Origin of the sequence: Muribaculum sp. NM65_B17, from assembly GCF_004793735.1 — a bacterium.
Lineage (GTDB): Bacteria > Bacteroidota > Bacteroidia > Bacteroidales > Muribaculaceae > Muribaculum > Muribaculum gordoncarteri.
Window position 1 is genome coordinate 182,220 of the sequence record NZ_SRYY01000001.1, and the last position, 13,840, is coordinate 196,059.

General features: G+C 51.2%; 6 protein-coding genes and 1 tRNA gene. 3 read left to right on the forward strand and 4 right to left on the reverse strand.

All coding sequences use genetic code 11. From position 1 onward, the window contains the following. Window positions 1–702: 702 nt before the first annotated feature. Entirely contained in the window at window positions 703–2,886 is a 2,184-nt protein-coding gene (locus E5354_RS00855; protein ID WP_135946089.1) for an outer membrane beta-barrel protein, read from the forward strand. 160 nt (window positions 2,887–3,046) lie between these two features. On the opposite strand, the gene E5354_RS00860 is transcribed toward E5354_RS00855, so the two are convergent. From E5354_RS00860 to tsaD, 3 genes are all read right to left on the reverse strand, one after another. Next, window positions 3,047–3,117: transfer RNA gene (locus E5354_RS00860), tRNA-Cys, on the reverse strand. A gap of 85 nt (window positions 3,118–3,202) precedes the next feature. Beyond that, on the reverse strand, window positions 3,203–4,483 hold the full coding sequence (locus E5354_RS00865; protein ID WP_246863706.1) for a CinA family nicotinamide mononucleotide deamidase-related protein: 1,281 nt from the start codon (window positions 4,481–4,483) through the stop codon (window positions 3,203–3,205). 16 nt (window positions 4,484–4,499) lie between these two features. Next, the gene (gene tsaD / locus E5354_RS00870) at window positions 4,500–5,516 is read right to left on the reverse strand and encodes a tRNA (adenosine(37)-N6)-threonylcarbamoyltransferase complex transferase subunit TsaD (protein ID WP_135946090.1); all 1,017 of its coding nucleotides are present in this window, start codon (window positions 5,514–5,516) and stop codon (window positions 4,500–4,502) included. 180 nt (window positions 5,517–5,696) lie between these two features. On the opposite strand from tsaD, the gene E5354_RS00875 reads away from it, so the two are divergent. Then, window positions 5,697–10,334 carry a translocation/assembly module TamB gene (locus E5354_RS00875; RefSeq protein ID WP_135946091.1) on the forward strand — a complete coding sequence of 1,546 codons (4,638 nt, stop codon included), beginning with the start codon at window positions 5,697–5,699 and terminating at the stop codon, window positions 10,332–10,334. A 43-nt stretch (window positions 10,335–10,377) separates the two neighbouring features. Continuing rightward, on the forward strand, window positions 10,378–11,781 hold the full coding sequence (locus E5354_RS00880; protein WP_123395892.1) for an alanine/glycine:cation symporter family protein: 1,404 nt from the start codon (window positions 10,378–10,380) through the stop codon (window positions 11,779–11,781). A gap of 10 nt (window positions 11,782–11,791) precedes the next feature. Here E5354_RS00880 and E5354_RS00885 read toward each other — a convergent pair whose 3' ends face one another. Next, complete coding sequence (locus E5354_RS00885; protein ID WP_288316925.1) at window positions 11,792–13,732, reverse strand: NAD(+) synthase; 1,941 nt, start codon at window positions 13,730–13,732, stop codon at window positions 11,792–11,794. Between the last annotated feature and the right edge of the window lie 108 nt (window positions 13,733–13,840).

Here is a 13,840-nt window from a genome sequence, read left to right on the forward strand (position 1 = left end):
TATAACACGCAGTCAACAAGCCCATTGTCGCGACATTGTGAAATATTTGCGAAATGCGATTTGTAACATTTTTCGATTGCGAAATATTTGCGCAATCGAAAATTTGGATATTAAAGCTAATTTAACTCTCTTTGCAAAAACAAAAAAATCACCCACGTATATGAAAAATTGCAAGCACGATTATCATTCTGTCAAGGATTTGTCAAGACCCCAAAAGCGCCTGTCAAGGATTTGTCAAGGAAAAAACTTGCTCAGATAATCGCATTTAACTTCATTTGCGGAGAAAACTAAAAACAAATGAAGCAACCCGATAACATAAAGCGCTCGATAAACCGCGCTGCAAGCTGATCCGCTAACATCAAGCAAGTTACGACGATTTTTGCGAATTTTTGCGAAATTCACAATTGTTAAAAATCCGATTTTGCGAATTTTTGCGAAATTGAAAACTTGCAAACGCAAACAACAATTCATTCCTTTGTACAAAAACAGAACGACAATGAAACCATTCATTACATTTTCAACACCCCGAAGCCTGACATTGAATTATATGATTTATCATCAGCGCAATAGCTGTCAGATTGCACACTATTTGCACACTGCCGGAATAGACTTTGTGCAAAATGCACACTTTTTGCACACTGAAAAATTTTGATTGATAAACTAATTTTACTCCCTTTGCAGCAATAAAAAACTTCAACCTGTATGAAAAATTCATCACTATTATTGATTATAGGATTTTCATTCATCATGTCGTGCCTGCTGATGTGCGACCTCCATGCCTCGGGCAACGCCTCGGCCCGACAAATTAGCCTTGCTCCTGCCGACACAGTGAATGTTGACAGCATAAAGCCCGCCGTGTCGCTCGATGAGGTAACGGTCGAGGCGAGCACGATAAGCCACCGCGGGACTCGCGACTCCTATATGATAACACAGGATATGAAGCGGGGACTCAGGACGGCCGGCGAGCTACTGATGCGGGTCAACGGAGCTTTCTACAACCCGGTGAGCCATGATCTCACCTATCTCGGGTCGAGCAACATTGTGCTCCTCGTCGACAGCATGGAGCGCGGAGCCGACTACATAAAGCGACAGTCGCCCAACCGCTTCGACCGCATCGATGTGGTGCACCAGCCCACGGGAAAGTACTCGGGCTACGACGCGCTCATCAACTTCCACACGCGCCCCACCTACCGTGGCTCCGAGTTCAACATCGGTGGCAACACGTGGATACGCCCCGACGGTGTAAACGGGCGGGGAAGGGACTTCAACAAGACGAGTCCGTGGGCCGACTTCACCTACACCGAGGATAAGTGGAACGTGCAGGCCGACGCCTCATGGCAATGGGAGCAGTCGGGAATGTCGACCTACACCACCAGGACATTCCCGCTCAACAACTACGAGGAGCGCATGCTTGAGCAGGACCCCAGGGATCCCACCGACTTGATGCGCCGCCGCAGTCTGGCTCTCGAAACTGCTGTCGACTACCGCATAAACGACAGGCACATAGTGTCGGCGCTGGTTGGCGTAAGCACCACCGGTTTCGACCGCACGCTTAAAAGCCGAATGGTCACCGGCAACATCAACTCGGTGCTGCGCGACACTATCGGACACATGTCGCGGTTGATTGAGAACAACTACCTCGGATGGGCGTTCGGAATATATCACCGTGGACTTGTGGGCAAGTGGAACATAAACACCTCGCTCACCTACAACACATCGGCATGGGACTACAAGCGCAACGTGTCGCGCACGAGCGGATACTCGGTCGACGACCTGCGCCGCAAAAGCTCCGACTACTTTTGGGGCAACTTCAGCGCCTACCGGACGCTCTTTGGCGGCAAGGCGGGACTCGACCTGTCGGAAACATTGCTTTCGATGGACTACAAGGAGAAGCGCCTCGGCACCGACATCGTGCTCAGCAATAACTCGGTGATAAGCAGCACAACCTACGCATCGCTGCAGTACTTTCCGTCAAACAAGCTGTCGCTGACCGCCAATGTCGGAGTGTTTGTGTACCACAACAGCGAGGGCGACACCCACACAACGAGCGTAAAGCCGCGACTTCAGGCCAACGCATTCTGGCGCCCGAGCAAAAAGTTTGTGACACAGCTGGTGTATAGTGCAAGCTCGTCAAGCCCCAACCTCATACAGATGTCGGGCTACGGGCAGTTCACCGACTCGCTGGAGTACCAGTCGGGCAATCCGTCGCTGAAGGCCACCACCACCCACAGCGTCATGCTCAACCTCACGTTCTTCAGCTCGCTCACGCTGTCGACTACATTCACCCACGGCGACGGCTCCATCTACGACATCACCGAGGCTGCCTACATGAACGGAACTTCCGGCGAGCGCATTCCCTATGCCGTCACCATTCCCGAAAACGGACATTTCAACCAGTGGAAGTTCCGCATCAACTACAACAAGAGGTTCTCCGACAGGCTGGAGAGTGCACTGGCGGGGTCGCTCACCGGAACCACGGCGCGTTACATGAACTACCGACGCGAGAAGTGGATTCCCACAGCCGACTGGTACATGATCTACCGCGTGGCCCCTATAGCTATGGACTGCGTACTCAGCTACGGAATAATCGGAAGCAGCTCTATCACTCCTCAGTCGCGCTATTGGGAGTTGCGCGACGGATTCGGATTAGCCCTGCAGAAGAACTTCCTGAACAACCGACTACAGCTATCGGTACTGTGGAGCCCCGACATACACTTCATGCCGGGCAAGACGCACACCTACCGCTACTCGCCCGCGCTCAACACCGTGGGATGGAGCGATGCGAATTTCCGCTCCAACAACATGATAAACTTCTACATCGCCTACCGGCTTGCCCGGGGCAAAAAGGTGCGCAACTACAAACATCAGACACATACTGTTGAGTAATGTTGTTGTCGATGCAATCAATCATGGTTGCATCGACAATTTTTTATGCTGCTCCGAAATTTTGGGGTGCATGAAATGAAAGGGTGACTGTTGATGTGGACGCGATGTATCGCGTCCCTACCGGGGGAAAATAAAAAAGGCTCGCGAAAGCGAGCCTTTGAGGTTCCTAGCAGATTCGAACTGCTGTAAACGGTTTTGCAGACCGGCGCCTAACCACTCGGCCAAGGAACCTTGTTGCGGTTAGCGAGTGCAAATTTACAACCAATTTTTCAGATGTGCAAATGCGCGATGTAAAAAATTGAGATAAAAAATATCCTTATTCCTCTACTGTGCTTGAATTCTGGCGTTTGGGCAACGTGCGAATCTGCTCTATTGCAAGAATCAATGCGGTCATTGATGCCCTTACTATCACTCGTTGGCGGTTGCCGGGGAAGTGATGGCTCATGCTGATTATGCCTGCCGGAGTCTTTACGGCTATGCACACGGTGCCTACGGGCTTTTTATCGCTGCCTCCCGACGGTCCGGCTATTCCGGAAGTCGCAATGGCGCAATCCGACTTCATTGCCTGGCAGGCACCTATCACCATCTGCTCGACAACTTCGCGGCTCACAGCTCCGCATTCCTCAAGGGTTTGTGCCGATACTCCGAGTATGTTGCGCTTCACATCGTTGCTGTAGGCGACCACACCACCGTTGAAGACTGCCGAACTTCCCGGAACCGAGGTGAGCAGGTGGGCAATGTTGCCACCCGTACAGCTTTCGGCGGTTGACAGTGTGAGGCCGTGCGCTTTGAGCTCGAGCAGCAGTATTTCCTCGACTGGTACATCGTCGTCAAATAGTACGTTGTCGCCCAGCATTTTCACGAGATGGTTGTGATAATGGTTGATTTCGCTTATCAGCAGAGCCTTGTCCTGATGCTGTCCGTCGATGCGCAGCCTTACAAGGCCGGGCTTGGGGAGATATGCGAGGTGAAGGAACGGAGGCAGCGACTCCTCCCAGTCGGCAATTTTCATGGCAAGCAGCGACTCGCTGTAGCCTACCACCATTAGCGTGCGATGTTCGATGGCCGTATTGGTCGGGAACTTCTCAATCAACATTGGCAGAACCGCAGCGTCGAGCATCTCGCGTGTTTCAAAGGGCACTCCCGGCATCGACACGAGAACCTTTCCGTTGCGCTCCCACCACATTATGGGTGCTGTGCCCACGATGTTTTGGATGACATTGCACGATGACGGAACGATGGCCTGACGCGCTGTAAGGTCGTTGAGCACCAGGCCGCGGTTGGCGATAACCTGCTTTACGTTTTCAAGCACATCGGGATTCTCAACCATCTCGCCTCCGAAGTATTGGCACAGCGTGGTTTTGGTTATGTCGTCCTTTGTCGGGCCGAGGCCGCCGGTGGTTATTACGATGTCGCTTGTTTCAAATGCGCGATCGATGGCGCGTTTTATTTCATCGGCATCGTCGGCAACGACCTGCACATCGTTGACTTTCCATCCGAGCGGATTTATGCGTCGTGCAATGTCGCCTGAATTGGTGTCGATAACTTGCCCTATAAGGAGCTCGTCGCCTATGGCTATGATTGAAATGTTCATCATTTATGTCGGTTTTGGTTTATATCTTTACTCGGGCGTAGGGAGCCTCGTCGTAGTTGCAGAAAATTCCGTCAAGATATTTGAAGTGTCCGGCTATGGCCACCATTGCGGCATTGTCGGTGGTGAATGTGCGTTGAGGGATGAATGCGGTCAGGTTACGTGCCTCGCAGTAGTCGGCCACGGCTTTTCGCACTCCTGAATTGGCCGACACGCCTCCACCTATGGCTACGGTCTTCACTCCGGTCATGTCGACTGCCTTGCGCAGCTTGTCGAGAAGAATCTCTATTATTGTCGATTGAAGCGATGCGGACAGGTCGGCTTTATTTTTCTCGATGAAGTCGGGGTCGAGCTTGATGTTGTCGCGCAGTGTGTAGAGAAACGATGTCTTCAGTCCGCTGAAGCTGTAATCGAGGCCTGCGATGTGCGGCTTTGCAAATTTGAATCGCTTGGGGTCGCCTTCGGCTGCAAGGCGGTCGATGTGCGGTCCGCCGGGATAGGGGAGTCCCATGACCTTGGCGCACTTGTCAAATGCTTCACCGGCGGCATCGTCGATTGTCTGTCCGAGCACTTCCATGTCCGACGGACTTTTGACCAGTATTATCTGGGAGTTGCCGCCCGAAATCAACAGGCATATATATGGAAATTCGGGAACTACATCGTCGGGCTCGGTGCGGATGAAGTGTGACAACACATGACCGTGCAGATGATTCACATCGATGATGGGAACTCCGAGTCCGAGCGACAGACCCTTGGCAAATGAAGTACCCACAAGGAGCGAGCCTAACAAACCGGGACCGCGGGTGAACGCAATAGCCGACAGATCGTGCTTGTCGATTCCGGCCCGCTTGATGGCTGTGTCGACTACCGGCACGATGTTCTGCTGGTGGGCGCGGGATGCGAGTTCGGGTACCACGCCTCCATACTCTTCATGTACTTTCTGGCTTGCTATTACGTTGCTTAACAGGATTCCGTCGCGTATTACCGCTGCTGAGGTGTCGTCGCATGACGATTCTATTCCAAGGATGATTATGCTCATGTTATAATAACCAAAATTCAGGATGCAAAGTTATTTATTTGCTCAATTATTTCAAAACAATTGAGTGCAACTATTGCAGGTCGACAAATGTATTTGCCTGTGACTTGTGAATTTGTTGGCCTTTTATTGGCATTTTAGCGCGTTTTTGTGTAAGTTTGCAGTGATTTTCAGTGATTTTTAATGACTCGATTATATAAGGTAATACGTACTATTATCGTAAGCGTTCTGGCGGTAGTCATCCTTGTGCCTGCGATGCTATATTTAGTGCTGTCGTTACCGTCGGTGCAAAAACATATATGTCACATAGGAGAGCGTGAGCTTACGCAGCTTCTCGGAGCCAACGTGAGCATAGGCTCGGTGAATATAAGTCCGTTCAACAAGTTGGCGGCTAATGACGTGACTGTTGAGGTGGCACCCGGCGACACGGCATTGCGAGTAAAGCGGCTTGGTGCAGGTATAATGCTTGGCAAGCTTATTTTTGACGGCAGAGTTGTAATATCTTTTGCCGAGTTGATTGGTGTCGATGCGCGTCTGTCGCGCGACTCGTCAAGCGCTCCGCTTAACATACAGCCGATTATCGACCGACTGAACCCTCCGAAGGATGACGATAACCCTACATTCTACGACTTGCGCATCAATAACATAGTCATACGCCAGGGTGCGGTGTCGTATGATGTCATTAACGCCGAACGGAAACCGGGACGGACTCTCGACTTCAACCATCTGCGGGTCTATGATATAAAGGCCGACATACTGCTTCCTCGAATTAAAAATGACGATTACTCGGTTGACCTCAAGCGTCTTGCCCTTGCCGAGCGTTCGGGGTTGCGTATCGAGTCGCTCAATGGAAAATTTCTTGTGTCGGACTTGGGAATAAAGGTCGATGACTTTGCGCTTGTCATGCCGTCGTCGGAACTCCGGTTGGGGGAGTTTTCGGTGCAATATGACGGATGGCAGGACTTGAAGTCGCGATTGCTCGGCATTCCGTTCAACCTGTCGATCCTGGAAGGTTCGCACATTGCTCCAAAAGACTTTGCTTCGCTTGCCCCGGCACTGGCTCCTCTTGATATGCCGGTGTCAATTTATGCCGACATCGACGGCCCTGTCGATTCCATAGTGGTGAATCGATTCATGCTGAATGCGGCCGACAACAGCTTGAAAGCAAATATAGTGGGCGGTGTAGCCGGGTTGCCCCGTGTCGATTCGCTCACGATCGACTTCCCGGTGTTTGATGTCACGGCCTACGGCGCCGATGTGCTTGATTTGGCAGGTGCATTCAAGCCGTTGAGCCCAAAGCTTGCCGAGATTATACTGAATATCGGTAATTTTAATATGCGCGGAGCATTTAACGGCTATCCCGGATATGCCGCATTTGACGGTACGGCTGCGACATCGCTCGGCACTCTTGACATCAATGCCGATTACGAGCATCTTGACGAACACGGTTCGCCGTGCGTTAACGCAGAGGTGGTCACCGAGAATTTCTCATTGGGCGAGTTGATAGGCAAGCGTGACATAGGCACCATAGGCCTTAACGTTAAGGCTCACGCCGATTTTACCAAAAAGGGTGTTTCAGGCACTCTTGACGGTGTAATAGGACAGTTCATTTACAAAGGCTACACTTACGACGATGTAGAGATGTCGTTGTCGCTTGACAACAAGCTGCTTGGCGGTACATTGATATCACGTGACGAAAACATCGACATGCAGATTGCCGGAAGCATGGATTTCGTAAAGGACAATTACTCCTGCGACCTGCACGCCGATATAAATCGCATCAATCCCCACGCCTTGAATCTTACTCCGGGCTATGACGGATACAACCTTTCATGCGTCGTAACGGCATCGCTGAACGGGGCCGATGTCGAGAGCATGGACGGTGACATAAACTTGCGTGACTTCAGTTTTGTGAACGAGTCGGATAAAGGAATAAGGCTTTCCGGCTTCGCGCTTGAGGCATCGGGCTCCACATCACCGCAATTCATCGACATAAAGTCGGATGTAATTGACGGTCGCATCGAAGGCCACTACAGGTTCAAGGACATAGTGCCGGTGAGCCGAGGTATAATGCGTAATGTGTTCCCTGTGTTTTTTGCCGAGAAATCCACAAAATCGACCAAGCGCACAAAGTCGCGGAAATCTAAAAAAGAAGAGCCCGCGTCACTTGACATGAGGCTCAATCTCGAGTTGAAGGAGAATGAAACCACTGCCGAGTGGCTTAACTTTTTCCGCTCTCCGGTAAGGATATTGCATCCCGTGACTGTTGCGGGAATGATAGATTCGCGTGACACCACCATTACACTTGACATAGACGCGCCTTATCTTATGCAGAAGGATAAATTCATCGACAACACCGCGCTGCGTGTCGATGTAAGAGGTCGTGAACATGACGCCGACTTGTACTTCACAACGTTATATCCCACCAAGAAGGGCAATGCCTCCATAACGCTGGAAGGATCGGCTCATGAGGATCGTGCCGATGTGGCATTGAACTGGAGCATTGACCGCAGCCGTCTGTTCAAGGGTGCCGTAGAGCTGTCGTCGCTATTCACCCGTGACGAGGAGGGTGGACTTGTAACCGACATTGCCATAAATCCCAGCGAGATGGTGTTTAACGACACGATATGGAGCGTGCATCCGTCATCGATCAACGTGCATGACAAGTATGTCGCCGTTAACGGATTTGATGTAAGCCGTGACAAGCAATACATAAAAATCGACGGCGTAGCGTCGGATAACGATGACGACGAGGTGTGTCTTCAGCTGCTCGATGTCAACCTTGACTATATATTTGAAACTCTTGACATAGGAAACGCCATGTTTGGCGGCATTGCTACAGGTAAGTTCTATGCCTCAAATCTTTTCAGCAAGGAGCCGCATCTGCGCACTCCGGGACTGCACGTTGAGCGCATCAGCTACAATCAGGCCATGCTCGGCAATGCCGATATAGTGAGCGAGTGGGACAATGCCACACGCGGTGTGGCTATAAAGGCCGAGATAAAGCAGCCCAACGGACGGAGCTCTTATATCGACGGTGCAATATTCCCGCTGAACGATTCGCTTGACTTCCACTTCTCGGCCGATAAGATAGATGTGAGGTTCATGCGCCCGTTTATGGAAGCGTTTACATCCGATGTAAGCGGTTACGCTTCAGGAAAGGCGCGTCTGTACGGTACATTCAAGTATATCGACATGGTAGGCGAGGTCTATGCCGAGGATCTTAAGCTGAAGCTCGACTTTGTGAATACCTATTACTCATGTACCGATTCAATTCATCTTACTCCCGGACGAATCGACTTCCATGATGTCGTGTTGAAGGACATATTCGGCAATAAGGCGCAGCTTAACGGATGGGTGACACATGAGTGTTTCAAGAAACCGCGCTTTGAGTTCAGGGTTACCGATGCGCGTAACTTCCTGTGCTTTGATGTCACCGAGCGCATAAGTCCCGATTGGTTTGGCCGCATTTTCTGTAACGGAGGAGCATTTGTAAAGGGAATCCCAGGCTTCATTGACATAAACGTGAACATATCGACGGCCCCCAACTCTACGTTTACATTTGTGCTCTCGGATACGGAGGCGGCTGGCGAGTACACATTCCTCACGTTCCGCGACCGCGCCGAACTTGAAGGTGACATAAAGTATGCCGACGAGGATCCGCGCATAGCGGCTGTGAAGCGATTGAAGGACAGGTTGTCGAAGCGTAACGATGAGGAGGAGCAGGCTACTGTGTACCGAATGAATCTTCAGGTTGCCGCCAACCCCGACGGAGAGATGATACTTGTCATGGACCCTATAGGCGGCGACCGGATGCGTGCACGCGGTAACGGAAATCTCAGAATAGAGTATGAATCGGCCAACGACGAGATGAAGATGTTTGGCTCATACGCGCTCACCCAGGGAAGCTATAACTTCACGCTTCAGGATATAATAATAAAGGATTTCACGATAAAGCCGGGCAGCTCGATAGCGTTTCACGGCGACCCGCTTGCAGCCACTCTTGACATTCAGGCGGTCTATTCGGTAAACGCCAACCTCAGCGACCTTGACGAGTCGTTCCTTCAGGACAAGGATCTGAACCGCACAAATGTTCCCGTGCATGCGCTGCTGAAAGTGTCGGGCGACATGCAGCAGCCCGACATAAGCTTCGACCTTGAATTCCCGACATTGACTCAGGACACCTATCGCAAGGTGAGGAGTATCGTGAGCACCGAGGACATGATGAACCGACAGATAATATATCTGTTGGCGCTGAACCGCTTCTATACCCCCGACTATATGGGTGCGACGACCAAGGGTAATGAGCTGGTATCGGTGGCATCGTCGACAATATCGTCGCAATTGAGCTCGATGCTCGGTCAGCTTAGCGACAACTGGAGCATAGCTCCTAACTTCCGAAGCGACAAGGGCGATTTCAGCGATATGGAGGTCGATCTTGCGCTGTCGAGTTACCTGCTCAACAACCGACTGCTCTTCAACGGAAACTTCGGCTATCGCGACAAGGCGCTTAACAACAACTCGTTTATCGGTGACTTTGATATAGAATATCTGCTCAATAAATCGGGAAATATACGCCTTAAAGCCTATAATCGCTACAACGACCAGAACTATTATGTGAAATCAGCGTTAACAACACAAGGCGTAGGCATCATGTTCAAGCGTGATTTCGACAATATATTCTCGTTCCTTCGTCGGCTGAAGAAAAAGGACAACGACAAAGCTGATGACAAGAAGGAGAGCGAGGACGAAAAGAGCAGGAAACTGCTTGAACGTGAAGAGGTGACCGATTCGCTTCTAATGATTGTCCCGCGACAATGATTGATGTCGTGGTGCTTGTTAACCACACTTTTATCCAAGAAATATGATAGATTGGCTTAATAATATATTGTGGAGCTATGTACTGATTGCTCTGCTGCTGTTCACAGGCATATATTTTACATTGCGCAGCCGAGGCGTACAGTTCAGGATGTTTGGAGAGATGATTCGCCTCTTGTGCTCGTCGGGAAAGCGTGAAAGCGATGATTCGTCGGCCGACGGCAACACGCATCACACTGTGAGTTCGTTTCAGGCGTTTGCCGTTTCGATTGCCAGCCGTGTGGGAACCGGAAATCTTGCCGGCGTGGCAACCGCCATCGCCATAGGCGGAGCCGGGTCGATATTCTGGATGTGGATAATAGCGTTGCTTGGTTCGGCCTCGGCTTTTGTAGAGTCGACATTGGCGCAATTGTATAAGGTAAAGGGCAAGGATTCGTTTATGGGCGGTCCGGCTTACTATATACAGAATGGAATAGGGCGGCGATGGTTTGCAATCCTGTTTGCTGTGCTTATAACGTTTACCTTCGGAATCGCCTACAATTCGGTTCAGTCCAATACTATTTCGGCTGCATTGAAGGTGTCGTTCGGCTTTTCGCCGGTTGTCGTGGGAATAATTTTAGCGGTGATGACGCTCCTCATTATTTGCGGAGGCATTCAGCGAATATCCAAGTTCAGCCAGATTGTCGTCCCTATAATGGCACTGCTTTATATTGTGCTTGCCCTGGCTATCGTCGTGATGAATATCGACAGGATTCCCCATGTGCTCGACATGATATTCACCGAAGCGTTTACCGGCAGTGCGGCACTTGGCGGCGGAATGGGAATGGCGTTGATGATGGGAATAAAGCGAGGCTTGTTCAGCAACGAGGCCGGACAGGGCTCGGCTCCTAATGTCGCCGCTACGGCATCGGTCAGCCATCCGGTCAAGCAGGGGCTTATACAATCGTTTGCCGTATTCACCGACACTATTTTGATATGTTCTTGCACCGCATTCATAATCCTGTGCAGCGGGATATTCGAGAACGGAGCATCGGGCATCGAGCTGACGCAGATGGCACTTGAAAGCGAAGTGGGGCAGATAGGCTCGACATTTGTAGCCATAGCCGTATTCTTTTTCGCCTTCACGAGTATCGTGTCAAATTACTATTATGGAGAAACCAATCTGCACTTCATCTACAAGAGCCGCACGTTGATAGTGATATATCGGTTGTGTGTGGGCGCAATGGTGCTTATTGGCGCAGTGTCGCCGCTTGACTTCGTGTGGGCTCTCGCCGATTTGTCGATGGGTCTGATGACACTTGTCAACATTGTGGCGATATTGATTCTCGGAAAGTATGCGATGATACTGCTCAAGGATTACGATTCACAGCGCACAAGAGGATACAATCCGCAATATCATACTTCGACGATACCGCAGATTGCATCGGAAACTCCTTGCTGGCCAAAATAATCGGGGAACGTTAAAGCTCGTCGCACTCGGCAAGCCATAATGCCGAAGATGCATCGGAAGGCATTCGCCAGTCGCCTCGGGGAGAGAGGCACACACTTCCCACCTTGGGCCCGTCGGGCAGACATGAGCGCTTGAACTGCTGGTTGAAGAATCGGCGGCAGAAGGTCTTGAGCCAATGCTTGATTGTCGCGCAATCGTACACTCCGTTAAATGCATGACAAGCCATGAAATAGATGCGGCGCGGCGAGAATCCGTAACGTAACGTGTAGTAGAGGAAGAAATCGTGCAACTCATAGGGGCCTACGAGGTCCTCGGTCTTCTGCTTGATGTTGCCCTTGCTGTCGGCGGGAATCAGTTCGGGGCTTATGGGGGTGTCGATTATGTCGTTCAAGGCGGTGCGCTCGTCATTGTCGGATGTGCGTATGGCAAACCATCTCACAAGGTATTTAACAAGCGTCTTGGGCACACCTGCATTCACTCCGTACATCGACATGTGGTCGCCGTTGTAGGTGGCCCATCCCAATGCAAGTTCCGAAAGGTCGCCCGTGCCGAGTACCATTCCTCCAACCTGGTTGGCAATATCCATGAGCAGCTGGGTGCGTTCGCGTGCCTGCGAATTTTCGTAGGTGACATCGTGTTGTGCCGGGTCGTGGCCTATGTCCTTGAAGTGTTGCTCCACAGCCGGAACGATTGATATCTCACGTATTGTGACACCGAGAGCCTTCATCAGTGTCATGGCGTTGTTGTAGGTTCGTCCGGTGGTGCCGTAGCCCGGCATTGTCACTGCCACCAATCCCTTGCGGTCGAGTTTCAGTCGGTCGAATGTGTGTACGGCAACAAGCAGGGCAAGAGTGGAGTCGAGTCCGCCTGAAATTCCTATCACAAGCTTGCTCGTGTGTGTGGCCGAAAGGCGTCGGGCAAGTCCTGCTACCTGGATGTTGATAATCTCCTCGCAGCGACGGTCGACTATGTGTTCGCTGTCGGGGACGAAGGGGTGGGGATCGATGCTGCGCAACAGGTCGGTGTTGATGCGCTGGTCGATGAGTGAGTCGACAATGCGGTAGCGCGAGGGTTCGCGCATGGCTGTGTCGCCAAACGACATTATGTGAAGACGGTCGCGGTTAAGTGCGTAGATGTCGATGTCGGCAATGACACATGACGGCTCGGTCGACCATCGGGCGTTGGTCTGAAGCAGTGTGCCGTTTTCGGCGATTATGGTCTTTCCGTCAAACACGAGGTCGGTCGACGACTCTCCGAATCCCGCTCCCGAATATACGTAGCCGGCGATGTTGCGTGCCGACTGCTGTTTTATAAGGCTGAGCAGATAGTCATATTTTCCGATGAGGTCGTTGGATGCCGAGAGGTTGAGCAGTATCTGCGCTCCGCTTAGTGCCGCATGTGTTGACGGCGGAATCGGAGTCCACAGGTCCTCGCATATCTCTATGCCCACAAGTGCATCGTCGACGCTCAACACGATGTCGGTGCCGAACGGAATCGGTGCCTCCTGGACGGGAAGTGTGGTTTCTATGGGGCAGTTGACAGCATCGGGCGATGCAAACCAACGCTTTTCATAAAACTCGTTGTAGTTGGGAATATATGTCTTCGGCACAATGGCTCTTATCGTTCCTCCGCTGACGGCCACGGCACAGTTGTAGAGCTGTCCTTCGACACGTAACGGTGCGCCTGCTACAATGAGTGCATCAATGCCTGTCGATGCCTTGGCAATCCGTGACAAGCCGTTAATGGCGGCATTAAGCAGCGGACTTTGATGAAACAGGTCGGCGCAAGTATAGCCGGTTATCGACAGTTCGGGAAACAGGATTATGGACGCGCCCTCATCAGCGGCTTTACGTGCCATGTCGATGATTTGCTCAACGTTGTAGTCCACATCGGCCACATTTACTCTTGGTGCTATTGATGCCACTCTTATATATCCGTTGTTCATTGTCACTTGAATTTTATGTTTTCACTGCAAATATAACGATTTTGTCAGTAGTGAGGTTGATGAACGAGGTGCAAATCCAAAAAATGACTACCTTTGCATGGCTTAAAAAATATT

Bases quoted from the DNA above. Each gene is read 5' to 3' on its own strand.
- E5354_RS00865 (WP_246863706.1), bottom strand. From the start codon at position 4,483: ATGATGAACATTTCAATCATAGCCATAGGCGACGAGCTCCTTATAGGG.
- E5354_RS00875 (WP_135946091.1), top strand. From the start codon at position 5,697: ATGACTCGATTATATAAGGTAATACGTACTATTATCGTAAGCGTTCTG.
- E5354_RS00880 (WP_123395892.1), top strand. From the start codon at position 10,378: ATGATAGATTGGCTTAATAATATATTGTGGAGCTATGTACTGATTGCT.
- tsaD (WP_135946090.1), bottom strand. From the start codon at position 5,516: ATGAGCATAATCATCCTTGGAATAGAATCGTCATGCGACGACACCTCA.
- E5354_RS00855 (WP_135946089.1), top strand. From the start codon at position 703: ATGAAAAATTCATCACTATTATTGATTATAGGATTTTCATTCATCATG.